We start from the raw sequence: 23,522 nt of genomic DNA on the forward strand, positions 1-23,522 counted from the left end.
GGCAGTATCAGCAGAAGCTGATATTGTGCTGCTGGCTTCCGTAGACCACACGCGCTGCGGTGATCAGCTGGTAGGGGATTTCGACGTAGGGGACGTCCGAGTTGGTCAGGGCCATGTCCATCAACTGAACGAGCATGGAGTTCTTCCTGACCAGGATTACATCCGACCAGTCGGTATTGGTCATGGCGACCGGGATGAAATCAGAGCGTTTGATGAAGCTGCCCAGTGCTTCGAGCACGCCCAGGTTCTGTTTGGTGCCATTCGGGCTGTGGCAGCAGTCATTGAGCATGATGAAGCCGTCTTCGGCGACCAGGTCCTGGTAGTACATCAGGTCGCGCAGGATATATTCGTACTGGTGGTTGGCATCGATGTACACCAGGTCGAACTTGCTGATGTCGGTTTCCTGTCGGATTTTTTCGATGGCGCCGATGGTCTCGGAACGGATAATTGTCACTTCCGGCAGGTGGGTGAAGCGTTCCCGGCATTCTTCGTACAGTTTGTCCCAGGTCTGCTGGTCGTGAAGCGAGCCCCCGTAGTAATAGGCGTAGGTATCGACGGGAGCGACCCAGGGCGGCAGTTGATCGAAAGGGCTGTACGCATCGTTGGCCGCCTTGCTCCAGCTGTCGATGAGCACCATCTTTTCCGGCGACAGCGCCGAGTGAATTTTCAGTGCGTTTTCTCCGCGCAGAACCCCAAGCTCGGCGACGATCGGACGCTTTTCCATTATTTGGAAAAGTGCGCCCAGCAGCGTGTACAGATTTTCCCGATGGGTGTGGCAGACCTTCATTGCGCTGTCCTTTATCGTTGGGTGGTCTTGCTTGCAGAGGCCGAATCCGCACAGGTTCAATTCGCTTCGGTTCGGCCCGGTATTCTGGATCTGGGTTAGCTAACGCAAGATATGTGCCGCTGGCGTGCCTTGCATGTGGCTGTATAGGTGGGAGAAATGCATCATTGCGTGACTTGGCAGTCGAAACGTGCATCTTTAATCTATTGAGTCAGCGGGCAGCCTCGTCGATGCGGTAGGCAGGGTGCATGATCTTGGTCGCGAAGCCCGCGAATTTTCGCCATTTCCATCGGGAAGCCACAATGATTGGCATCAAAAGCATCGCCAGTTACGTACCTGCAGAGGGTGTCGACAATTACGCCCAGGGTGCGAAATTCGGCAAGGATCAGGATTTTATCTTCGGCAAGATCGGTTCGACCTTCCTGCCGCGCAAGGGTGTCGATCAGGAAACCTCCGACCTGTGCGTCGAGGCCGCTCGGGCACTGTTTGCTGGCAACCCGGAGCTAGATCCGGCGTCCATCGATGTGGTGATCGTCGTTACCCAGAACGGCGATGCCGAAGGCCTGCCGCATACCGCGGCGATCGTCCAGAACAAGCTGGGCTTGTCTACCGCCATCGCTGCCTTCGATATCTCGCTGGGCTGCTCCGGCTATGTCTATGGCCTGTATGCCATGAAGGGGTTCATGGATGCCGCGGGGCTGAAGAATGGCTTGTTGATCACCGCAGATCCCTATTCGAAGATTGTCGACCCTGAGGACCGCAACACCACCATGCTGTTCGGCGATGCTGCAACGGCCACCTGGATGGGAGAGGGCGCTGCCTGGCGGCTGGGCAAGTCGCTGTTTGGCAGTGATGGGGCGGGTGCCGAGCACTTGCGCACCACCGAAGGCACGTTCTTCATGAATGGTCGTCAGGTCTATAATTTTGCCCTGGTCAAGGTGCCGGCGCACCTGCAGCAGTTGCTCGAGACCAGTCACTTGAAGGCCGAGGATATTGACCTTTACTGCCTGCATCAGGGGAGCGCGGCGATCGTCGATGCGGTCTCGCAGCGTTTCGACGAGGGGCGTCAGCGCGAGAAGTTCGTCAAGGACATGGTCGAGACTGGCAATACCGTGTCTTCGAGCATTCCGCTGCTATTGGAAAAGCATGTGATCGGCTCGCAGTGCAGGCGTGTCGCGCTCAGTGGTTTCGGCGTCGGTCTGTCGTGGGGCTCGGCAATCATCGAGCGCAATGGCTAAGCTCCGCGTGTCTATATAGAAGAGGCGCTGCCCGTTATAGGTCAGCGCTTTTTTGTTTTTTGGCTGTTGGTAATTTGGCGTCAAACCCCTGATTTCATTGGAGTGGCAGGATGCCAGTAAAAAAAATGGGAAATCGCCCTAAAGCAAACTGCACTGGCGACGATAAACATTACGAAGGTTCTCTAGGCCACCTACCCGGCGAATTGCCAAGGCCGGAAGCCGTAGTACCCAATCCAACGAGGAATTCGTCATGGCTTTGACTGTAAACACTAACACCACCTCTCTGGGCGTTCAGAAGAACCTGAACCGTGCTTCCGACGCACTGAGCACTTCGATGACCCGTCTGTCCTCCGGCCTGAAAATCAACAGCGCCAAAGACGACGCCGCCGGCCTGCAGATCGCTACCCGCATGACCTCGCAGATCCGTGGTCAGACCATGGCCATCAAAAACGCCAACGACGGTATCTCCATCGCCCAGACCGCTGAAGGCGCGATGCAAGAGCAGACCAACATCCTGCAGCGTATGCGCGAACTGGCACTGCAATCGCGTAACGACTCGAACAGCTCGCAAGACCGTGACGCACTGGACAAAGAGTTCCAGTCGATGCTGCAAGAGATCGACCGTATCGCTGACTCCACCCAGCTGAACGGCAAGAACCTGCTGGACGGTACTGGCGGCCAGATGGTCTTCCAGGTTGGTTCGAACGTTGGTGCTGCCAACCAGATCACCATCAGCCTGAGCGCTGCGATGAAAACTACTGGTGCTGGCGCAGCCCTGACTGCTCTGGCCGGCAAGAGCATCACTGGTGCCGATAGCACCGCCGCCCAGGCCACCTTCAGCGCCGCTGTCAGCGCTATCGACTCCGCCCTGCAGGCAATCAACACCTCGCGTGCCGACCTGGGTGCTTCGCAGAACCGTCTGACCAGCACCATCAACAACCTGCAGAACATCAACGAGAACGCCGAAGCCGCCCGTGGCCGTGTACAGGACACCGACTTCGCTGCTGAAACTGCCCAGCTGACCAAGCAGCAGACCCTGCAGCAGGCTTCGACCTCGGTTCTGGCCCAGGCCAACCAGCTGCCATCGGCAGTCCTGAAGCTGCTGGGCTAATCTGCCTGATAGCTGATGGCGGGGGAGTGCTCTCCAGGCGCTTCCCCGCCTTTTCATTGTGAGGTGCTGGACATGGACATGAGCGTCAAGCTGAACCTGTCTTACCCGGCTGCGCGCACGGCCGAGCAGGTTGCTGAAAAACCGGTTGCGCGGTCGACAGGCACTTCCGGTGACGGCGAGAAGCAGCAGGATCCGGGCAAGGTGCAGAGCGCCGACAAGGTACAGGCTGCAAATGATGTCAAAGGTGCTGTCTCGGAGATCGAGAAGTTCCTGAAGGAAACGCGACGCAATCTGGAGTTCGTCACAGACGAAGAGTCCGGTAAGATCGTGGTCAAGGTCATTGCCAGTGAAACTGGTGAGTTGATTCGTCAGTTGCCCTCGGAAGAGGCCCTGCGGATCGCTCATAGCCTGAGCGATGTCAAAAGTATTCTGTTCGACGCCAAGGTCTGATTGGCGGCGAGCGCAAATATGTGATTCAAGTCAGTCTTGCAGGAGCGGGGCTGGCCCATCGAAGAGAGGAGCGACAGCATGGCAAGCCCGATTACTACCAACACGGGTGCGGGCTACGGGCTCGATATCAAGAACATCGTCAGCGTGTTGGTGAATGCCGACACCTCGGCCAAGGCCAACCAGATTGCTCGGCAGACGAGCAACAACTCCGCGATGATCTCCGGTATCGGTTCCCTGCGCAGCGCCTTGACGGCGTTCCAGGACGCCATGAAGAAGCTCAACGACAAGAACGCGCCTTCGTTCAATGCCTTCGCAGGCACTTCCGCTGACGAGAAAGTGGTCAAGATCAAGTCGAGCAACTCGGCGGTCGCAGGGACCTACGATATCAAGGTCGACAAGTTGGCTACCGCCTCCAAGGTTGCCAGCAAGCAGTTCGCAGGTGGTGCCAGCACGGCGATCGGCGCCGGTGAGCTGACCATCAGTCAGAACGGCAAGGACTACAAGGTCAATGTCGCCAGCGGTGCCACGCTGCAGAGCGTGCGCGACCAGATCAACAAGGAAATGAGCGCCAACGGCATCACCGCCAACATCATCAACGAGGCGGGCGGTTCGCGCCTGGTATTCAGCTCCACCACGACCGGCCAAGGCAGCGACATCTCTGTCGGTGGTATTCCGGAGCTGGCCATCAACGGTACTCAGCCCATCAGCGGAAGTGGTGCGGGTTACATCAGCGGGCTGGCCCAGGACGCGGAATTCTCCATCGACGGGCTGGCGCTGAAAAGCCCGAAGAATACCGTCGACCAGGCTATCAGTGGCCTGACGCTCGAGCTCACCGGTGTCTCCGCGGGCGGTAATCCCACGAAGGCGACTGTTGCGCTGGACAACGAAGGCCTGAAGAAGTCCGTGCAGTCGTTCGTCGATGCCTATAACACCCTGCAGAAGGCTGTTACTGCGCTGGTCACGCCTGAGAAAGATGCCAACGGAAACGTCAAGAGCCTTGGTCCGCTGACCAACGACCCGACTACCCGGTCGTTGCTGGGCGATGTGCGCAAGGTGCTGACGGAAGTGGGGGCAGGGGACAAGCTGACCACGCTCAGTCAGTTGGGTATCAACACCCAGAAAGATGGCACCCTGGAGTTCAATAGCACCAAGTTCACCTCTGCATTGAACGACAAGAAGCTGGGTTCTGAGATCCAGGAACTGTTCACGGGGACCAATGGTCTGTTCGAGCGGATGAACAAGGCCATCGAACCATACAACTCGACCGGTGGCATGCTCGATTCCCGCAAGACGAACCTCGACAAGGCGGCCAAGAATCTGGAAAACCAGCAGGCGGCGCTGGATCGTCGTACCGAGTTGCTGACCGCGTCGCTGACCAAGAAATTCTCCGCGCTCGACACCGCCCTGGCCAAGATGAAGAAGCAGGGCGAGCAGATCACCTCGATCTTCGAGGCTATGAACGCCCAGGCCAAGAAGTCCTGATGGATCGAGCATGACAAAAGCCCGGCGGCGCCACACAGGCGTGCCGGGCTTTGTCTTTCCTGGCTAAAGTTTTTTGACGTGGCGGCGATACAAGAGGTATATGCACCTTTTCGCTGCAACGAGGTAGATCCATGAACCCGATGTTGGCCCTTCGGCAATACCAGAAAGTCAATGGCGCGGCACAGACTTCCGAGGCCAGTCCGCACCGTCTGGTGCAAATGCTCATGCAGGGCGGTCTAGATCGCCTGGCGCAGGCCAAGGGCGCCATTGCCCGCAAGGATATCGCCCAAAAGGGCATCCTGATCGGCAAGGCCATCGATATCATCGGTGGCCTGCGCGAGGGTCTCGACCTGGAAAACCATGCCGACAGCCTGGCCGACCTGGACAACCTGTACACCTACATGAGCCGTCGCCTGGTCGAGGCGAACGTCAAGAACGACCCCGAGATCATCGATGAAGTCGCGCGGCTGCTGATCACGGTCAAGGAAGGCTGGGATGCGATCGGCGAGCAGCTGCCGACGCCCTGAACCAGGAGGTTGTCATGAGTGAGGTAATCGATCGTATCGACCAGACCCGCGAGTTGCTGCTGGCCGCCTTGGCCAGCCGGGACTGGGATGCGGTGGGCGAACTAGATCTTGAATGCCGTCTGTGTGTTGAAGACGTGCTGGCCGAGGCCTTGTCTAACGAGGATGAGGTTCGCGCAAGCCTGGAGCAGCTGCAGGGTGTCTATCGGCAGCTAATTGAAGTTGCAAGTGGCGAGCGTCAATCGGTAGTCGACGAGATGGCGAAGATCCGTCAGGCAGAAAACGCGACAAAGGTATACCATTTGTTCACCTGACCACAGGTGACACAAAAATCAGCGCGCCATAAATTTGACTGTGTGCCGTTTTTTGACTTTACTAGTGGCTGTTTTCGAAATTCAGACGTCCGAACACTGACCATTCAGTCGGAATGATGTCGTGCACGCCTTCGGGCGCCGATATGACTAGGGAAGTTGCTATTGCATGTGGCGTGAAACCAAGATTCTCCTGATCGATGACGACAGCGAACGCCGCCGCGATCTGGCGGTGGTCCTGAATTTTCTCGGCGAAGAAAACCTGTCCTGCTCCAGCGATGACTGGCAGCAGGTGGTCGAGGGTTTGTCTTCCAGCCGTGAAGTGCTGTGTGTCCTCATCGGTACCGTAAATGCCCCGGCCAGCGTACTGGGGCTCCTTAAGACAGTGGCCGGGTGGGATGAGTTCCTTCCGGTTCTGCTTCTGGGGGAAATTTCTTCTGCGGACTTCCCCGAGGACCTGCGCCGTCGCGTGCTGTCCAACCTCGAGATGCCGCCGAGCTACAGCCAGTTGCTCGATTCCCTGCACCGTGCCCAGGTCTATCGCGAGATGTACGACCAGGCCCGCGAGCGCGGTCGTCAGCGCGAGCCCAACCTGTTCCGCAGCCTGGTGGGTACCAGTCGTGCCATCCAGCATGTGCGGCAGATGATGCAGCAGGTCGCCGACACCGATGCCAGCGTGCTGATCCTCGGCGAGTCCGGCACCGGCAAGGAAGTGGTGGCGCGCAACCTGCACTACCACTCCAAGCGCCGCGAGGCACCGTTCGTGCCGGTCAACTGCGGGGCGATCCCGGCGGAGCTGCTCGAAAGCGAATTGTTCGGTCACGAGAAGGGCGCCTTCACCGGGGCCATCACCAGCCGTGCCGGGCGCTTCGAGCTGGCCAATGGTGGCACGTTGTTCCTCGACGAGATCGGCGACATGCCGCTGCCGATGCAGGTCAAGCTGCTGCGCGTACTGCAGGAGCGCACCTTCGAGCGGGTCGGCAGCAACAAGACCCAGAGCATCGACGTGCGTATCATCGCTGCGACGCACAAGAACCTCGAGACCATGATCGAGGATGGGACCTTCCGCGAAGATTTGTATTACCGGCTGAACGTGTTCCCTATCGAGATGGCGCCGTTGCGTGAGCGGGTGGAAGATATCCCGCTGCTGATGAACGAGCTGATCTCGCGCATGGAGCACGAGAAGCGTGGGTCGATCCGCTTCAACTCCGCTTCGATCATGTCGTTGTGCCGCCATGGTTGGCCGGGCAACGTCCGCGAGCTGGCCAACCTGGTGGAGCGCATGGCAATCATGCATCCGTATGGGGTGATCGGCGTGGCGGAGCTGCCGAAGAAGTTCCGCTACGTCGATGATGAAGACGAGCAGTTGGTGGACAGCCTGCGCTCCGACCTGGAAGAGCGCGTGGCGATCAACGGCCATGCGCCGAATTTCGCCAACCACGCCATGCTGCCGCCGGAAGGCTTGGACCTTAAGGACTACCTCGGCAGCCTGGAGCAGGGCCTGATCCAGCAGGCACTGGATGATGCCAATGGCATCGTTGCGCGTGCTGCCGAGCGTCTGCGTATCCGTCGGACCACGCTGGTCGAGAAGATGCGCAAGTACGGCATGAGCCGGCAAGGTGGCGAAGACCAGGCCGACGAGTGACGTTTGCTCGCCCGGGGTCGCGATGCGGCCCCGGGCGTTGACGTCGATCAGCGTGCAATGCTGCCTGGTGTCATTGTCCCCATCTTCGGCACGGCTATTGCTACACCGCAGGCAACATACCGTTTTTATGACGGTCAGCCATGCGAGAGAGCACGATGCCCCAGGCCGCCCACCGTTCCCCAGCCCCCGATTCGCGAGGGCACACCCCGCTTGAGCAGGAGAGCCGGCAGGGTCTTGAGCAGGCGTTCGCCCTGTTCGATCAGGTCTCCAGCCAGTTGAGCCACTCGTACAGCATGCTTGAGTCGCGGGTCAGCGAGCTCAAGGGCGAGTTGGCAGTGGTCAGTGCGCAGCGCATGGCCGAGCTGGACGAGAAAGAGCGCCTGGCCAACCGTCTGCAGAATTTGCTCGATCTGCTGCCTGGCGGGGTGATCGTCATCGATGGTGAGGGCTGTGTGCGCGAGGCGAATCCGGCGGCTTGCGAGCTGCTGGGTGAACCTTTGACCGGGCTGCTGTGGCGCCAGGTGATTGCGCGCAGTTTCGCGCCGCGCGAGGACGACGGTCATGAGGTTTCCTTGCGTGACGGGCGTCGTTTGTCCATTGCCACCCGCTCTCTGGATGCCGAACCTGGGCAGTTGGTGCTGCTCAATGACCTGACCGAAACGCGTCGCCTTCAAAGCCAGTTGGCGCGACACGAGCGTCTGTCTTCGTTGGGGCGCATGGTTGCCTCCCTTGCGCATCAGATTCGCACGCCCTTGTCGGCCGCGATGCTCTATGCCAGCCACCTGGCGGACCCGGAGCAGGCGTTGGCCTGCGACACGCGCCTGCGTTTTGCCGGCAATCTCAAGGAGCGCCTGCACGAACTGGAGCATCAGGTTCGCGACATGCTGGTGTTCGCCCGTGGCGAGCTGCCACTCAATGATCGAGTCAGCCCCAAGGGGTTGTTCCAGGCCTTGCAGCAAGCCGCTCACTCCCATGTGCAGGGGCATGCGGTGCGCTGGCAATGCGATACCCATCTGGGAGAACTGCTGTGCAACCGCGATACGCTGGTGGGTGCATTGCTCAACCTGATCGAAAATGCCGTGCAGGCCGGTGGCGAGTCGGCGCGTTTGAAGATTCATCTGCTGCGCCGCGAAAACGCTGTGCACCTGTGTGTCAGCGATGCAGGCAGTGGTATCGATAGCCAGTTGTTGACTCGCTTGGGGGAGCCGTTTTTGACCACCAAGTCCACGGGTACCGGGCTGGGGGTGGCCGTGGTCCAGGCAGTGGTGCGAGCGCACCGCGGTACGCTGCGCCTGCGTTCCCGGGTGGGGCGCGGTACATGCGCCACCGTGGAGCTGCCATTGATCGGTATTCAGGAGGAGGCGGGGCAATGACGATGAAGGTGCTGCTGGTCGAGGATGACCGAGTCCTGCGCCAGGCGCTGGCCGACACCCTGGAGATCGGCGGCCTCGCTCACCGTGCAGTTGGTAGTGCTGAGGAAGCGTTGCGGGCGGTCTTAGAGGAATCCTTTGCGCTGGTAGTCAGTGATGTGAACATGCCGGGCATGGATGGCCACGAGCTGCTGGCACAGTTACGCCGTCACCACCCGCATTTGCCGGTGCTGCTGATGACGGCTCACGCGGCTGTGGAGCGTGCGGTGGAGGCCATGCGCCAGGGAGCGGTCGACTATCTGGTAAAACCATTCGAACCCAAGGCCTTGCTCGACCTGGTGGCACGCCATGCCGTGGGTGGCGGTGCCGTGGGTGACGAGGCGGGACCTGTTGCCTGTGAGCCTGCCAGTCGGCAATTGCTGGAGCTGGCTGTAAGGGTTGCGCAAAGCGACTCGACGGTGTTGATTTCCGGTGAGTCCGGCACAGGCAAGGAAGTGCTGGCGCGTTTCATTCACCAACAGTCGCGCCGGGCCGGGCAGGCGTTCGTGGCGATCAACTGCGCCGCGATCCCTGACAACATGCTCGAAGCCACGCTTTTCGGCCATGAGAAGGGTGCCTTTACCGGGGCTATCGCCGCGCAGGCTGGCAAGTTCGAGCAGGCGGACGGCGGTACCTTGCTGCTCGATGAGATCTCTGAAATGCCGTTGGGGCTGCAGGCCAAGTTGCTGCGTGTGCTGCAGGAGCGTGAAGTGGAGCGGGTGGGCGGGCGCAAGCCGGTGGTGCTGGATATTCGCGTGCTCGCTACCACCAACCGCGATCTGGCGGAGGAGGTTGCTGCCGGGCGCTTCCGGGAGGACCTGTACTACCGCCTATCGGTATTCCCCATGGCTTGGCGTGCATTGCGTGATCGGCCGGCCGACATCGTGCCGCTCGCTGAGCGTTTGTTGGCACGTCATGTCAGCAAGATGCGCCACGCTCAGGTCAAGCTATCCGCTGAGGCGCGGGCCTGCCTGCAGGCTTATGCCTGGCCTGGCAACGTTCGCGAGCTGGATAATGCGCTCCAGCGGGCGTTGATCCTGCAGCAGGGCGGAGTGATCGAGGCGGCGGATTTTTGTCTGGCTGGCGCCATTCCATTGTCGGCATCCAAAGTGGCCACTATTGAGCCAGTATTTGCGGATTCTGCGGTTGAGCCCGGTGGCCTGGGTGATGACATGCGTCGCCACGAATACCAGATGATCATCGACACCTTGCGTGCCGAGCGCGGTCGTCGCAAGGAGGCGGCCGATCGTCTGGGGATCAGCCCTAGAACCTTGCGTTACAAGCTTGCGCAGATGCGTGACGCTGGGTTCGATGTCGAGGCCAGTCTGTTCGGCTGATACGTCCTTTTGAATGTTTTCTGAATGGCTGGCACTTCTCTTGCTAGCTCCATCACTATTCGCTGCATGAGTGTCAAAAAAAGTGCGGCCGCCGGAGAGAGAAGTCCATGACCCAAGGTGTTGAATTCAATCGTCTGATGTTGGACATGCGCGCCATGCAGGCCGATGCCATGTCCCTGCCCAAGGTTGGCGCCGCGCCTGAGCTCGCGCCCGGGCAGAGCAGCTTTGCCGATATGCTCGGCCAGGCCATTGGCAAGGTGAATGAGGTTCAGCAGGCATCCAGCCAATTGTCCAGCGCCTTCGAAATTGGCAAGAGCGGTGTTGACCTGACTGACGTGATGATCGCCTCGCAAAAGGCTTCCGTGTCGTTCCAGGCACTTACCCAGGTTCGTAACAAGCTGGTGCAAGCGTACCAGGACATCATGCAGATGCCGGTATAAGGGCGAGAGTGAGTCATGGCCGAAGCAGTCGTCGATAACGCCCCCGCCAAGAGTGGCCCCCCAGTAGCCAAGCCGCCGCTGTTCGGCATGTCGTTCCTGGAAAACATTTCGCAGATGCCCATGCTGCGTCAGGTCGGCCTGCTGGTCGGGCTGGCGGCAAGCGTGGCCATCGGCTTCGCCGTGGTGCTCTGGTCGCAGCAACCGGACTACCGCCCGCTCTATGGCAGCCTGGCGGGCATGGACACCAAGCAGGTGATCGATACCCTGGCCACCTCCGACATCCCGTATCGCGTGGAGCCCAACTCCGGCGCGCTGCTGGTCAAGGCCGACGATCTCTCCCGTGCGCGTCTGAAACTCGCTGCGGCCGGCGTGGCGCCGAGCGATGGCAATGTCGGCTTCGAATTGCTCGATAAAGAGCAAGGGCTGGGTACCAGCCAGTTCATGGAAGCTACCCGTTACCGTCGCAGCCTTGAAGGCGAGCTGGCGCGTACGGTATCGAGCTTGAACAACGTCAAGGCTGCCCGTGTGCACCTGGCGATCCCGAAAAGTTCGGTGTTCGTGCGCGACGAGCGCAAGCCCAGCGCCTCGGTACTGGTCGAGCTGTATCCGGGGCGCGCTCTGGAAGCTGGCCAGGTGATGGCGATTGTCAATCTGGTGGCGACCAGTGTGCCGGAGCTGGACAAGTCCCAGGTGACCGTAGTCGACCAGAAGGGCAACCTGCTCTCCGACCAGTTGCAAGACACGGCCCTGACCATGGCCGGCAAGCAATTCGACTACAGCCGTCGCATGGAAAGCATGCTCACTCAGCGTGTGCACAATATTCTGCAGCCAGTGCTGGGTAACGACCGCTACAAGGCAGAGGTGTCTACTGACGTCGACTTCAGTGCTGTCGAGTCCACCTCCGAACAGTTCAACCCCGACCAACCGGCGCTGCGCAGCGAGCAATCGGTCAATGAGCAGCGTGCCAGCAGCCAAGGGCCGCAGGGTGTGCCGGGGGCGTTGAGCAACCAGCCGCCGGCCGGCGCCTCTGCCCCCGAAAACGCTACCGCTGGCGCGACACCTGCCGGCGCGATCCAGCCGGGCCAGCCGCTGGTGGATGCCAATGGCCAACAGATCATGGACCCGGCGACTGGCCAGCCGATGCTGGCGCCGTACCCGAGCGACAAGCGCCAGCAAAGCACCAAGAACTTCGAACTGGACCGTTCCATCAGTCACACCCGCCAGCAGCAAGGTCGCCTGACCCGCCTGTCGGTAGCCGTGGTGGTGGACGACCAGGTCAAGCTGGACGCCGCCACCGGCGAAGCCACCCGTACCCCGTGGGGCGCCGAGGACCTGGCGCGCTTCACCCGCCTGGTACAGGACGCGGTGGGCTTCGATGCCAGCCGTGGTGACAGTGTCACCGTGATCAACGTGCCGTTCGCCGCCGACCGTGGCGACGAGCTGGTCGATATTCCGTTCTACTCGCAGCCCTGGTTCTGGGACATCGTCAAGCAGGTGCTGGGTGTGTTGTTCATCCTGGTGCTGGTGTTCGGCGTGCTGCGTCCGGTGCTCAACAACATCACAGGTGGCGGCAAGCAGGCGGCCACGGACAGCGACATGGAGCTGGGCGGCATGATCGGTCTGGATGGCGAACTGGCCAACGACCGCGTCAGCCTGGGTGGCCCGACAAGCATTCTGTTGCCGAGCCCGAGCGAGGGTTACGAGGCACAGCTCAACGCAATCAAGGGCCTGGTGGCCGAAGACCCGGGCCGCGTGGCCCAGGTCGTGAAAGAGTGGATCAACGCCGATGAGTGACAATCGAGCCATTACCGCCAAGCTGAGCCGCGTCGACAAGGCGGCCATCCTCCTGCTCTCGCTTGGCGAGACCGATGCCGCGCAGGTCCTGCGCCACATGGGGCCCAAGGAAGTTCAGCGGGTCGGTGTGGCCATGGCGCAGATGGGCAACGTCCATCGCGAGCAGGTCGAGCAGGTGATGAGCGAGTTCGTCGAAATCGTCGGCGACCAGACCAGCCTGGGTGTCGGCTCCGACGGCTATATCCGCAAGATGCTCAACCAGGCCCTCGGCGAGGACAAGGCCAACGGCCTGATCGACCGCATCCTGCTCGGTGGCAACACCAGCGGCCTGGACAGCCTCAAGTGGATGGAGCCGCGTGCCGTGGCCGATGTCATCCGCTACGAGCACCCGCAGATCCAGGCCATTGTGGTCGCCTACCTCGACCCCGACCAGGCCGGCGAGGTGCTGAGCAACTTCGACCACAAGGTGCGCCTGGACATCGTCCTGCGTGTATCGTCGCTCAACACCGTGCAGCCGGCGGCACTCAAGGAGCTCAACCAGATCCTCGAGAAGCAGTTCTCCGGCAACTCCAATGCCGCGCGTACCACCCTGGGTGGCATCAAGCGCGCCGCCGATATCATGAACTTCCTCGACAGCTCTGTGGAAGGTGCGCTGATGGACTCGATCCGCGAGATCGACAGTGACCTGTCGGAGCAGATCGAAGACTTGATGTTCGTCTTCAACAACCTGGCCGACGTCGACGATCGCGGCATCCAGGCGCTGTTGCGCGAAGTGTCGTCGGACGTGCTGGTGGTGTCGCTCAAGGGCGCCGACGAGCGGGTCAAGGACAAGATCTTCAAGAACATGTCCAAGCGTGCGTCCGAGCTGCTGCGCGACGACCTGGAGGCCAAGGGGCCGGTACGGGTCAGCGACGTGGAAACGGCGCAGAAGGAAATCCTCACCATCGCCCGCCGCATGGCCGAGGCCGGCGAGATCGTGCTTGGCGGCAAGGGCGCCGAGGAAATGATTTAAGCGGCAGGTTTCAAGCTGCAAGCGACAAGAAACAGCGGGTCAAGCAAGGGCTGCCGTTTCTTGCTGCTTGAAGCGTGATGCTTGCAGCTAAAGAGGTTTTTGAGCATGTCCACCACCGAACACCCCAGCGATCTGATCCGTGCCCGCGACCTTGAGGGCGTGGATGTATGGTCGTTGCCTAGCTTCGATCCGGAGCCTGAACCACAGCCTGAGCCTGAGCCGACCGTCGTCGAGGAAGAAGTCGAAGAGGTGCCGCTGGAGGAAGTCCAGCCCCTTACCCTCGAAGAGCTTGAGGCCATTCGCCAGGAGGCCTACAACGAAGGTTTCGCCACGGGCGAGCGGGAAGGCTTCCACAGTACCCAGCTCAAGGTTCGTCAGGAGGCCGAAGTGGCGCTGGCCGCCAAACTTGCGAACCTGGAGCAGGTCATGAATCACCTGCTGGAGCCGATCGCCGAGCAGGATACGCAGATCGAAAAGGCGCTGGTGCTGCTGGTAGCGAACATGGCCCGCCAGGTCATCGGCCGCGAGCTGCGCGCAGATTCCAGCCAGATCACCCATGTGCTTCGCGAGGCACTGAAGCTGCTGCCAATGGGCGCTGATAACATCCGTATCCATCTCAACCCCCAGGACTTCGAGCTGGCCAAGACCCTGCGCGAGCGCCATGAGGAAGATTGGAAGCTGCTTGAGGACGAAGCCCTGCTGCCTGGCGGTTGCCGGATCGAAACCGCCCACAGCCGCATCGACGCGACCATGGAAACCCGTATCGAGAAGGCCGTGGCGCAGCTGTTCGACCAATCCCATGACCAGGCATTGCACCCCGCGGCGCCAGATATTCAGGTCGAACTCGATGAGCCTGCAGGTGAAGCCGATGCGCCTTGAACGCACCAGTTTCGGCAAGCGCCTTGAAGGCTACGCCGATGCGGTGAGGCTGCCTGAGCAGCCAATCGTCGAGGGCCGCCTGCTGCGTATGGTCGGCCTCACGCTTGAGGCCGAAGGCCTGCGGGCAGCAGTGGGTAGCCGCTGCCTGGTGATCAACGACGACAGCTATCACCCTGTGCAGGTCGAGGCCGAAGTCATGGGCTTTGCCGGTGGCAAGGTGTTCCTGATGCCGGTCGGCAGCATTGTCGGGCTGGCGCCCGGTGCCCGCGTGGTGCCGCTGGATGACAGCGGCCGCTTGCCGATGGGCATGAGCATGCTCGGGCGGGTGCTCGATGGCGCCGGCCGTGCGCTGGATGGCAAGGGCGGCATGAAGGCCGAGGATTGGGTGCCGATGGATGGCCCGGTCATCAACCCTCTGAACCGTGACCCGATCAGCCAGCCATTGGACGTGGGCATTCGCAGCATCAATGGCCTGCTTACCGTGGGTCGCGGCCAGCGTCTGGGGCTGTTCGCCGGTACTGGTGTGGGCAAGTCGGTGCTGCTGGGCATGATGACGCGCTTTACCGAGGCCGAAATCATCGTGGTGGGGCTGATCGGCGAACGGGGCCGCGAGGTGAAGGAGTTCATCGAGCACATTCTTGGTGAAGAGGGGCTCAAGCGTTCGGTGGTGGTGGCCTCGCCTGCGGATGATGCCCCGCTGATGCGCCTGCGGGCAGCCATGTATTGCACGCGAATCGCCGAATATTTCCGTGACAAGGGCAAGAACGTCCTGCTGTTGATGGACTCGTTGACCCGTTTCGCCCAGGCCCAGCGTGAGATCGCCCTGGCAATCGGCGAGCCGCCGGCCACGCGTGGGTATCCGCCGTCGGTATTCGCCAAGTTGCCCAAGCTGGTGGAGCGTGCCGGTAATGGCGAGCCGGGCGGTGGCTCGATCACCGCGTTCTATACCGTGCTCTCCGAGGGCGACGATCAGCAGGACCCGATCGCAGACTCGGCGCGGGGCGTGCTCGACGGACACTTTGTGTTGTCCCGGCGCCTGGCCGAAGAGGGGCACTACCCGGCCATCGATATCGAGGCCTCGATCAGCCGGGTGATGCCTCAGGTGGTAGACCCTGATCACTTGCGCCAGGCGCAGAAATTCAAGCAGTTGTGGTCGCGCCTTTCGCAAAGCCGCGACCTGATCAGCGTCGGTGCGTATGTGGCTGGCGGTGATCCGGAAACCGACCTGGCCATTGCCTTGCAGCCCAAACTGGTGGACTTCCTGCGCCAGGGCCTGGATGAAAACGTTGGCATGGCCCAGGGCCGCGAGCAGTTGGGCGCAATCTTTGCGCCGCCGGGGAACTGATAGGCCATGGCCCAGCCCAGCCGTGCCGCACGCCTGGCTCCCGTGGTGACCATGGCCGAGGAGGCCGAGCGCAAGGCCGCTCAGCGGGTTGGGCACTTTCAGCGAATGTTGACCGATGCGCAGGCCAAGCAGGCCGAGCTTGAAAGTTTCCGCGAGGCCTACCAGCAGCAGTGGATCAGTCGTGGCTCCAAGGGAGTCGACGGCAACTGGTTGGTCAATTACCAGCGTTTCCTCGGTCAGTTGGAAACGGCCATGACCCAGCAGCGCCAGAGCATGGCCTGGCACCAGAACAACCTCAACAACGCACGCAACGCCTGGCAGCAGACCTACGCACGGGTGGAGGGGTTGCGCAAGCTGGTGCAGCGCTACCTCGACGAGGCACGCAGGGCTGAAGACAAGCGCGAGCAGCGCCTGCTCGACGAGTTGTCCCAGCGCTTGCCGCGGCAGGGGCATCTGTAGGAAAGGGCTTGCCCGCCCGGCGTCAGCGCCTTGCACCAGCCCATGACGCCTGCTAAACCTTCAGGAGTTGCATTCGCCATCACCGAAGGAATCGCTCGTATGGCAGTCGAAACTGATTTTTCACAGGACGGGAAAAAGCTGACGATCAAGGTCAAGGGTCGTTTCGATTTCGGCAAGCATCAGGAATTCCGGGATGCCTACGAGCGCCAGCGCCCGCGCCCGGATTCCGTGGTGGTCGACCTGAAGGAGGCCACTTATCTCGACAGCTCGGCGCTGGGCATGCTGTTGTTGCTGCGCGACCATGTCGGCGGTGAGGAGTCGGATATCCGCGTGGTCCATGCCAGCCCGGACGTGCGCAAGATCCTCGCCATCTCCAATTTCGAAAAACTGTTCGACATCAGTTGAGTGCCGTCATGCCCGCCGAGCAGGCGTTGACCGTGCTGGTGGCCGAAGACGGCGCCGCAGATCGCCTCTTGCTGGCGCAGATTGTCCGCCGCCAAGGGCATGAGGTGTTCACCGCCGAGAACGGTGAACAGGCCGTGGCGATGTTCACCGAGCGACGGCCGCAACTGGTTCTGCTCGACGCCTTGATGCCGGTGATGGACGGTTTTGAAGCTGCGCGGCGAATCAAGGCGTTGGCCGGCGAAGCCCTTGTGCCGATCATCTTCCTGACCTCACTCAACGAAGAGGAGGGCCTGGTACGCTGCCTGGAGGCCGGGGGCGACGACTTCATGGCCAAACCTTACAGCGCCGTCATTCTTGCAGCGAAAATCCGCGCCATGGACCGTTTGCGCCGATTGCACGCCACGGTGCTTGAACAGCGTGACCAGATCACCCGTCACCATCACCACTTGCTCAACGAGCAGCGCGTGGCCAAGGCGGTGTTCGACAAGATCGCCCATTCCGGCTGCCTGAAGGCGGCAAATATCCGTTACCTGCAATCGCCCTATGCACTGTTCAATGGCGACCTGCTGTTGGCAGCATTCACGCCGTCTGGCGACATGCATGTACTGCTGGGGGATTTTACCGGCCACGGTTTGCCGGCTGCAGTGGGGGCCATGCCGCTGGCGGAGGTGTTCTATGGCATGACCGCCAAGGGCTATGGCCTGGCCGAGACGCTGCGGGAAATGAACGCCAAGCTCAAGCGTATTCTGCCGGTGGACATGTTCTGCTGCGCGCTGTTGCTCAGCCTGAGTTTTCAGCGCGGTACGGTTGAGGTCTGGAATGGCGGGATGCCGGATGGCTATCATCTTTCTGCCGAAGGTGAGGTGCTGGGCATGCTGTGTTCCCATCATCTGCCATTGGGGGTGCTGGCACCGGAGCAGTTCGACGACGCCACGCAGGTGTTGCCACTGGCGGTCGGCGAGCGGCTGTTCCTGCTGTCCGATGGTGTGGTGGATACCGGAGATGCCCAGGAACGCTTGTTCGGGGTCGATCGCTTGCGCGATGTGCTCGCCGGCAACCGTGACCCCGGTCTGTTGTTCGATGAGGTGATGCAGGCGCTGGCAGGTTTCGGCGGGCAGTCGCGTGATGACATCAGTTTGTGCGATATCCGCATGTCTGCCCCCAATGAGTTGGTGGCACAACCAGTGGTGTACTCCGACAGTGGTAGTTCGAGCCCTCTGGACTGGTCGCTGCGGTTCGAATTGCGGGGGCAGAGCCTGCGCCGCTTCAACCCCGTGCCTTACCTGGTGCAACTGTTGCAGGAAATTCACGGACTCAGGCCTAGCAGCGGGCGCCTGCACAGCGTACTGAGCGAGTTGTATTCCAATGCGCTGGAGCACGGTGTGCTGGCGATGGACTCCCGGCTCAAGCGGGACGCCCAGGGCTTTGCGCAGTATTATCGGCAGCGTGCCGAGCGCTTGATGCACGAGGTGGACGGGGTCGTGAGCATCGGGCTGCAGGTTGAACCGAAGGGAGCTGGCGGGCGTCTGATGATCGAGGTGCGAGACAGTGGCGCAGGCTTCGACGTGGCGCGTGAGCTTGCCAGGACGCCTGAGCAGCAGGCTTTCAGTGGACGAGGCATGGGTCTGGTACAGCGCCTGGCAGGTCAGGCCCGCTGGCTGGAGGGTGGTCGCCTTGCCCAGGTGGATTTTGAATGGTGAGCCTGCGGGATGCCCGCGGGGTCTGGCTAAGCGAGGCTTGATCAGGGAGTGAGCAAGTGGACGTTCACATCAATCAACAGGTGTTGAGTGACTTGCAGGAGGTCATGGAAGATGGCTACCTGCAGTTGCTGGAGACCTTTCTGGAAGACTCCGAGCGACGCCTGAACCAGTTGCACAAGGCCAGGGATGCCGATGAGCTGGGCATGGCAGCGCACAGCTTCAAGGGCAGTAGCAGCAATATGGGTGCCGTTGGCCTGGCCGCCTTGTGCCAGCAGCTTGAAGAACGTGTGCGCCAGCAGCCTTTGTATGGTATCGAGGACCTGATCAATCGCATCGATCAGGAATACCTGGTCGTCCAGCGTTACTATCGCAGTGAACGGCAACGAGTTTCCGCGCAATAGCCGAACCTGGCGCGAGTTTTGCTTTTCCAGCCCCAGACGTATTTTTCCAGGTTCTGGAGCGGAGATTGTTCAATGCCTGTCGCACCCAATCAATTGTTGCAAGCCGGCCTCGCCAATCAGGCGCAACGCCAAGCTGCCAGTGCGGCGGAAAAGCCGCTGCAGGCCGCGAAGCAAGGCGCCGGCTTTGATCAGGTGATGGCCCGACAAGAGCGTGACAGCACCCCGGTCAAGAGTGTCCCGGCAAGGGATGAAAAGCCCGTCAGCCAAGTGCCGTCGGCGAAGAACAAGGCGCAGCCTGACCCAGCCGCGGGCGGCAAGCAGGCCGCGGGTAAGACGCCGGCCGTTGCCGATGACGGCAAGAGCTTGCCATCGACTGCATCTTCGCAGTCCGCCGACGACACTGATGAGGTCGCCGATGACAGTGCAGTGCCCCCGCTCGATGCCAGCCTGGTCGCTGGCCAGGTGACCGATGCCCAGGCCGGGGCGCAACTGCTCCAGGCCCAGGCGGAAGCGGTGGCGCCCGTGTTGCAGGCGGCGGTTCAAGCGCCGCTGCAGCCTGCACCAGCGCCGGTGCAGGTAGCGCAAGAGGCTGAGCAAACCACGGCGTTCGACCCCGAGGCCGATGCGCTTGCCGATATGCCGGCCTTGCGCCTGGCGCTTGAACAGGATGCGCAGTCCAAGGGCAAGACGTCGGCCCATGCCGTTGTCGATAACAACGGTCAGCAAACTGCCAGTCCTGCTGCTGCAGCCGTCAATACCTTGGCGACTTTGGCCGAGAAAGGGGAGTCGGAGCCGGGGCAGGGTGAGCGTGGTGACAAGGCCTTTGCCGGCCTGCTCGATGACGGCCTCAAGGATATCAAGGGTGCCAGCAGTGATACCCGCGTCGACGATTTTGCCAACCGCCTGGCCAGCCTTACCCAGGCGGTGACGCCCAAGACCGCCAACACCGTGCCCGTCACGCCTGGCCCGCTGCAGCAACCGTTGGCGATGAACCAGGGCGGCTGGACCGAGGGGTTGGTCAACCGGGTCATGTACCTCTCCAGCCAGAACCTCAAGTCTGCGGACATCCAGCTTGAGCCGCGGGAGTTGGGACGCCTGGATATTCGCGTCAACGTGGCGACAGACCAGTCGACCCAGATCCACTTCGTCAGCGGCCATGCCGGTGTGCGCGACGCCCTCGACAGCCAGGTGCATCGCCTGCGAGAGCTGTTCGCCCAGCAGGGCTTGGCCCAGCCCGACGTCAGCGTGGCTGATCAGTCCCGTGGCCAGCAGCAACAGCAAGAGGCGCAGCAGGGTGGGTCGGGCCTGTCCGGCGTGGCGGCGCGGCGTGGCAACGCAGCGGACGGGGACGATGCCGATCCCGCTGAAGTCGCGCGCCCTGTCGAGCAGCAGGTGGTGGTAGGCGACAGTGTGGTCGATTATTACGCTTGATTGTTCGGGCTTGCCTGGCGTTGCCTGTGTGCAGCGACGCCAGGCGAAATTTTACAGATGCCGCATCTCGTAAAGTGGTTGCACCCCCAGAAGCTCGCAAAGGCAAATCTGGCATAACACTTGCTCAGCCACGTCATCCTTCTTTGAAACCCCGATGGACGACGGATTATTGGCATGGCGAAGAGCGACGCAGTGAAAGACCCCGCCACTAAAGGCAAACTCAAGCTGATCCTGCTGTTGGTGCTGGCGCTGCTTCTCGCAGTCGGCCTGTCGGTGGGTGCGACCTGGTTCTTCATGCACAAGAGCGAGTCGGCTCCGGCGCCTGAAGCAGCTCAGAGCAACATCAAGCCAGCGGCGATCTACGAGCCCCTGGCACCGGCCTTTGTCGTCAACTTCAACCAGAATGGCCGCCAGCGCTACATGCAGGTGAGTATCACCATGCAGGGCCGCAGCCAAGCGGACCTGGAGGCGCTGAAAGTACACATGCCGGTGATCCGCAACAACCTGGTGATGATGTTCTCCGGGCAGGGTTTCGACACCCTCGCCGCGAGCCCGGTCGGCCAGGAAATGCTGCGCCAGAAGGCTACTGCGGTGGTCCAGGAAGTGGCGCAGAAGGAAGTCGGCAGGCCGGTCGTCGACCAGCTGCTGTTCACCAATTTCGTATTGCAGTAGGAGCACATAGATGGCCGTGCAGGACCTGCTGTCCCAGGATGAGATCGACGCCCTGCTGCATGGGGTGGACGATGGGCTGGTACAAACCGAGAGCACCGGCGAGCCCGGCAGCATCAAGAGCTACGACCTGACCAGTCAGGATCGTATCGTCCGGGGGCGCATGCCGACCCTGGAAATGATCAACGAGCGTTTCGCCCGTTACACCCGCATCAGCATGTTCAACCTGCTGCGCCGCTCCGCCGACGTGGCGGTGGGCGGCGTGCAGGTGATGAAATTCGGCGAGTACGTGCACTCGCTGTACGTGCCGACCAGCCTGAACCTGGTCAAGATCAAGCCGTTGCGCGGCACCGCGCTGTTCATCCTCGACGCCAAGCTGGTGTTCAAGCTGGTGGACAACTTCTTCGGTGGCGACGGCCGTCATGCCAAGATCGAGGGGCGTGAATTCACCCCGACCGAGCTGCGCGTAGTGCGCATGGTCCTGGACCAGTGCTTCGTCGACCTCAAGGAAGCCTGGCAGGCGATCATGCCGGTCAACTTCGAGTACATCAACTCCGAGGTCAACCCGGCCATGGCCAACATCGTTGGCCCCAGCGAGGCCGTGGTGGTTTCGACCTTCCACATCGAACTCGATGGCGGTGGCGGCGACCTGCACGTGACCATGCCGTACTCGATGATCGAGCCGGTGCGTGAAATGCTCGATGCCGGGTTCCAGTCCGACCTGGACGACCAGGACGAGCGCTGGGTCAAGGCGCTGCGTGAGGATGTTCTGGACGTCAATGTGCCGCTGTCGGCCACTGTTGCCCGCCGCCAGCTCAAACTGCGCGACATCCTGCACATGCAGCCAGGCGACGTGATCCCGGTGGAACTGCCGGAGCACCTGGTCTTGCGCGCCAATGGCGTGCCGTCGTTCAAGGCGCGGCTGGGATCGCACAAGGGCACCCTGTCGCTGCAGATCATCGACCCGATCGAGCGCCGCTGACGGCGTGCCGGTCGCTTAAACGTATTGAATGCCTGTCGAGGAAATCATGGCTAACGAAAACGAGATCAACTCTCCAGAGGAACAGGCCCTGGCCGATGAGTGGGCTGCGGCCCTGGAAGAGACCGGCGATGCCGGCCAGTCCGACATCGATGCGCTGTTGGCTGCAGACTCCGGCGCCGGCCGCCTGCCGATGGAAGAGTTCGCAAGCTCCCCCAAGCCCAACGAGAATGTCAGCCTCGAAGGTCCCAACCTGGATGTGATCCTGGATATTCCGGTGAGCATCTCGATGGAGGTGGGCAGCACCGAAATCAACATCCGCAACCTGCTGCAACTCAACCAGGGTTCAGTGATCGAGCTTGATCGCCTCGCCGGCGAGCCGCTGGATGTGCTGGTCAACGGCACGCTGATCGCCCATGGCGAGGTCGTGGTGGTCAACGAGAAGTTCGGCATTCGCCTGACCGACGTGATCAGCCCCAGCGAACGTATCAAGAAGTTGCGCTGAGTGAAGCGCATGGTGCGGGCCATGCTGGCCCTTGGCACGTTGCTGGCCAGTGAGGTGGTGATCGCCGCTGCCGAGCCGGTAACCGTGCCGGCTGCGGCGCCTGCCCCTGGCGGCTTCGGCGCGCAGCTGGCGCAAACCGTATTCGGCCTGCTGGTGGTCGTCGGCCTGATCTTTTTCCTGGCCTGGTTGCTGCGGCGCATGCAGGGCTCGGTGCAGCGGGGCGCTCCGGTCATCGAGATCGTCGGCACCCGTGCCATTGGCCCGCGCGACCGGCTGCTGCTGATCCAGGTGGGCAAGGAGCAGATTCTCATTGGCCATACCCCTGGCAGCATCGAGGCGTTGCATGTGCTGGCCGAGCCTGTCGACGTGCCCGCCGATGCGCGCCAGGCCACGCCGGAATTCGCCCAGCGGCTGCTTGAGCTGATGGGCAAGGATCAGAAGGACAAGAAGTGATGACCGGCGCACTGCGCTTACTGTTGACGCTGGCGCTGCTGCTGGCTGCACCGCTGGCCCTGGCTGCCGACCCGTTGTCCATCCCGGCCATCACCCTGTCCAATGGGGCGGACGGGCAGCAGGAGTATTCGGTCAGCCTGCAGATTCTGCTGATCATGACTGCGCTGAGCTTCATTCCGGCGTTTGTCATCCTGATGACCAGCTTTACCCGCATCATCATCGTCTTCTCGATCCTGCGACAGGCTCTGGGCCTGCAACAGACACCCTCGAACCAGATCCTCACCGGCATGGCGCTGTTCTTGACCATGTTCATCATGGCGCCCGTGTTCGAGCGAGTGAACAAGGATGCCATCCAACCTTATCTGGCCGAGCAGATGACGGCCCAGCAGGCCATCGACAAGGCCCAGGGCCCGTTGAAGGACTTCATGCTGGCGCAAACCCGGCAGAGCGACCTGGACCTGTTCATGCGCCTATCCAAGCGCACCGATATCGCAGGCCCGGATCAGGTGCCGCTGACGATCCTGGTGCCGGCATTCGTGACCTCCGAGCTCAAGACGGCGTTCCAGATCGGCTTCATGATCTTCATCCCGTTCCTGATCATCGACATGGTGGTCGCCAGTGTGCTGATGGCCATGGGCATGATGATGCTGTCGCCGCTGATCATTTCGTTGCCGTTCAAGATCATGCTGTTCGTGCTGGTCGATGGATGGGCGCTGATCATGGGTACCCTGGCCGGCAGTTTCGGCGGTGTCTGATGCC

25 protein-coding genes are annotated in these 23,522 nt (G+C 61.5%); 24 read left to right on the forward strand and 1 reads right to left on the reverse strand.

Annotated elements, in window-relative coordinates:
• Positions 1-7 precede the first annotated feature (7 nt).
• The gene (locus tag ACQ4OD_RS15830; RefSeq protein WP_094012439.1) at positions 8-787 is read right to left on the reverse strand and encodes a class I SAM-dependent methyltransferase; all 780 of its coding nucleotides are present in this window, start codon (positions 785-787) and stop codon (positions 8-10) included.
• A 299-nt stretch (positions 788-1,086) separates the two neighbouring features.
• Here ACQ4OD_RS15830 and ACQ4OD_RS15835 point away from each other — a divergent pair, with 299 nt between their 5' ends.
• The 24 genes from ACQ4OD_RS15835 to fliP all read left to right on the forward strand — a co-directional run bounded on the left by ACQ4OD_RS15835 (position 1,087) and on the right by fliP (position 23,518).
• Complete coding sequence (locus ACQ4OD_RS15835) at positions 1,087-2,022, forward strand: ketoacyl-ACP synthase III (RefSeq protein WP_139673323.1); 936 nt, start codon at positions 1,087-1,089, stop codon at positions 2,020-2,022.
• Positions 2,023-2,272: 250 nt separating this feature from the next.
• Positions 2,273-3,133, forward strand: coding sequence for a flagellin domain-containing protein (locus ACQ4OD_RS15840; protein ID WP_139673320.1), 861 nt, complete (start codon positions 2,273-2,275; stop codon positions 3,131-3,133).
• 72 nt (positions 3,134-3,205) lie between these two features.
• Positions 3,206-3,583 carry a flagellar protein FlaG gene (locus tag ACQ4OD_RS15845; RefSeq protein WP_139673317.1) on the forward strand — a complete coding sequence of 126 codons (378 nt, stop codon included), beginning with the start codon at positions 3,206-3,208 and terminating at the stop codon, positions 3,581-3,583.
• Positions 3,584-3,661: 78 nt separating this feature from the next.
• Positions 3,662-5,065, forward strand: a complete 1,404-nt coding sequence (fliD, locus tag ACQ4OD_RS15850; protein ID WP_198755346.1) for a flagellar filament capping protein FliD — start codon at positions 3,662-3,664, stop codon at positions 5,063-5,065.
• A gap of 131 nt (positions 5,066-5,196) precedes the next feature.
• Positions 5,197-5,592, forward strand: coding sequence for a flagellar export chaperone FliS (gene fliS / locus ACQ4OD_RS15855; RefSeq protein WP_094012444.1), 396 nt, complete (start codon positions 5,197-5,199; stop codon positions 5,590-5,592).
• Positions 5,593-5,606: 14 nt separating this feature from the next.
• Positions 5,607-5,903 (forward strand): flagellar protein FliT, encoded by a 297-nt coding sequence (fliT, locus tag ACQ4OD_RS15860; protein WP_094012445.1) that lies wholly within the window; start codon positions 5,607-5,609, stop codon positions 5,901-5,903.
• Positions 5,904-6,069: 166 nt separating this feature from the next.
• Positions 6,070-7,545: a transcriptional regulator FleQ gene (gene fleQ / locus ACQ4OD_RS15865; RefSeq protein ID WP_046854671.1), complete on the forward strand. Its 1,476-nt coding sequence runs from the start codon at positions 6,070-6,072 to the stop codon at positions 7,543-7,545.
• A 155-nt stretch (positions 7,546-7,700) separates the two neighbouring features.
• Positions 7,701-8,918: a sensor histidine kinase gene (locus ACQ4OD_RS15870; RefSeq protein ID WP_102685153.1), complete on the forward strand. Its 1,218-nt coding sequence runs from the start codon at positions 7,701-7,703 to the stop codon at positions 8,916-8,918.
• Complete coding sequence (locus ACQ4OD_RS15875; RefSeq protein ID WP_139673311.1) at positions 8,915-10,291, forward strand: sigma-54-dependent transcriptional regulator; 1,377 nt, start codon at positions 8,915-8,917, stop codon at positions 10,289-10,291. Before ACQ4OD_RS15870 ends, ACQ4OD_RS15875 begins: the two co-directional genes overlap by 4 nt.
• Positions 10,292-10,398: 107 nt before the next feature.
• A complete protein-coding gene (gene fliE, locus ACQ4OD_RS15880) occupies positions 10,399-10,731 on the forward strand; it encodes a flagellar hook-basal body complex protein FliE (protein WP_046854674.1) in 333 nt (110 codons plus the stop codon).
• Between the two features lie 15 nt (positions 10,732-10,746).
• Entirely contained in the window at positions 10,747-12,525 is a 1,779-nt protein-coding gene (gene fliF, locus ACQ4OD_RS15885; RefSeq protein ID WP_102685151.1) for a flagellar basal-body MS-ring/collar protein FliF, read from the forward strand.
• On the forward strand, positions 12,518-13,537 hold the full coding sequence (fliG, locus tag ACQ4OD_RS15890; RefSeq protein WP_023631000.1) for a flagellar motor switch protein FliG: 1,020 nt from the start codon (positions 12,518-12,520) through the stop codon (positions 13,535-13,537). Before fliF ends, fliG begins: the two co-directional genes overlap by 8 nt.
• Positions 13,538-13,642: 105 nt before the next feature.
• Positions 13,643-14,416, forward strand: a complete 774-nt coding sequence (fliH, locus tag ACQ4OD_RS15895) for a flagellar assembly protein FliH (RefSeq protein ID WP_139673308.1) — start codon at positions 13,643-13,645, stop codon at positions 14,414-14,416.
• Entirely contained in the window at positions 14,406-15,761 is a 1,356-nt protein-coding gene (gene fliI, locus ACQ4OD_RS15900; RefSeq protein WP_046857712.1) for a flagellar protein export ATPase FliI, read from the forward strand. Before fliH ends, fliI begins: the two co-directional genes overlap by 11 nt.
• A gap of 6 nt (positions 15,762-15,767) precedes the next feature.
• Positions 15,768-16,220, forward strand: coding sequence for a flagellar export protein FliJ (gene fliJ, locus ACQ4OD_RS15905; RefSeq protein ID WP_046854677.1), 453 nt, complete (start codon positions 15,768-15,770; stop codon positions 16,218-16,220).
• Positions 16,221-16,319: 99 nt separating this feature from the next.
• Complete coding sequence (locus ACQ4OD_RS15910; protein ID WP_104445088.1) at positions 16,320-16,625, forward strand: STAS domain-containing protein; 306 nt, start codon at positions 16,320-16,322, stop codon at positions 16,623-16,625.
• Positions 16,626-16,633: 8 nt separating this feature from the next.
• Positions 16,634-18,325 carry a SpoIIE family protein phosphatase gene (locus tag ACQ4OD_RS15915; protein WP_430944562.1) on the forward strand — a complete coding sequence of 564 codons (1,692 nt, stop codon included), beginning with the start codon at positions 16,634-16,636 and terminating at the stop codon, positions 18,323-18,325.
• Between the two features lie 104 nt (positions 18,326-18,429).
• The gene (locus ACQ4OD_RS15920; RefSeq protein WP_046857713.1) at positions 18,430-18,726 is read left to right on the forward strand and encodes an Hpt domain-containing protein; all 297 of its coding nucleotides are present in this window, start codon (positions 18,430-18,432) and stop codon (positions 18,724-18,726) included.
• A 72-nt stretch (positions 18,727-18,798) separates the two neighbouring features.
• Positions 18,799-20,157, forward strand: a complete 1,359-nt coding sequence (locus ACQ4OD_RS15925; protein WP_430944563.1) for a flagellar hook-length control protein FliK — start codon at positions 18,799-18,801, stop codon at positions 20,155-20,157.
• A gap of 174 nt (positions 20,158-20,331) precedes the next feature.
• Complete coding sequence (gene fliL / locus ACQ4OD_RS15930) at positions 20,332-20,829, forward strand: flagellar basal body-associated protein FliL (protein WP_046854681.1); 498 nt, start codon at positions 20,332-20,334, stop codon at positions 20,827-20,829.
• 10 nt (positions 20,830-20,839) lie between these two features.
• A complete protein-coding gene (fliM, locus tag ACQ4OD_RS15935) occupies positions 20,840-21,808 on the forward strand; it encodes a flagellar motor switch protein FliM (RefSeq protein WP_046854682.1) in 969 nt (322 codons plus the stop codon).
• A 46-nt stretch (positions 21,809-21,854) separates the two neighbouring features.
• On the forward strand, positions 21,855-22,310 hold the full coding sequence (gene fliN / locus ACQ4OD_RS15940; RefSeq protein ID WP_046854683.1) for a flagellar motor switch protein FliN: 456 nt from the start codon (positions 21,855-21,857) through the stop codon (positions 22,308-22,310).
• Positions 22,311-22,763 carry a flagellar biosynthetic protein FliO gene (fliO, locus tag ACQ4OD_RS15945; protein ID WP_139673300.1) on the forward strand — a complete coding sequence of 151 codons (453 nt, stop codon included), beginning with the start codon at positions 22,311-22,313 and terminating at the stop codon, positions 22,761-22,763. It abuts the gene before it with no gap.
• On the forward strand, positions 22,763-23,518 hold the full coding sequence (gene fliP / locus ACQ4OD_RS15950) for a flagellar type III secretion system pore protein FliP (protein ID WP_046854685.1): 756 nt from the start codon (positions 22,763-22,765) through the stop codon (positions 23,516-23,518). The genes fliO and fliP overlap by 1 nt, the downstream gene beginning before the upstream one ends.
• Positions 23,519-23,522: the final 4 nt, after the last annotated feature.

The sequence above is a fragment of the Pseudomonas sp. WC1 genome (genome assembly GCF_050586565.1).
In the GTDB taxonomy this organism is placed as follows: Bacteria; Pseudomonadota; Gammaproteobacteria; order Pseudomonadales; family Pseudomonadaceae; genus Aquipseudomonas.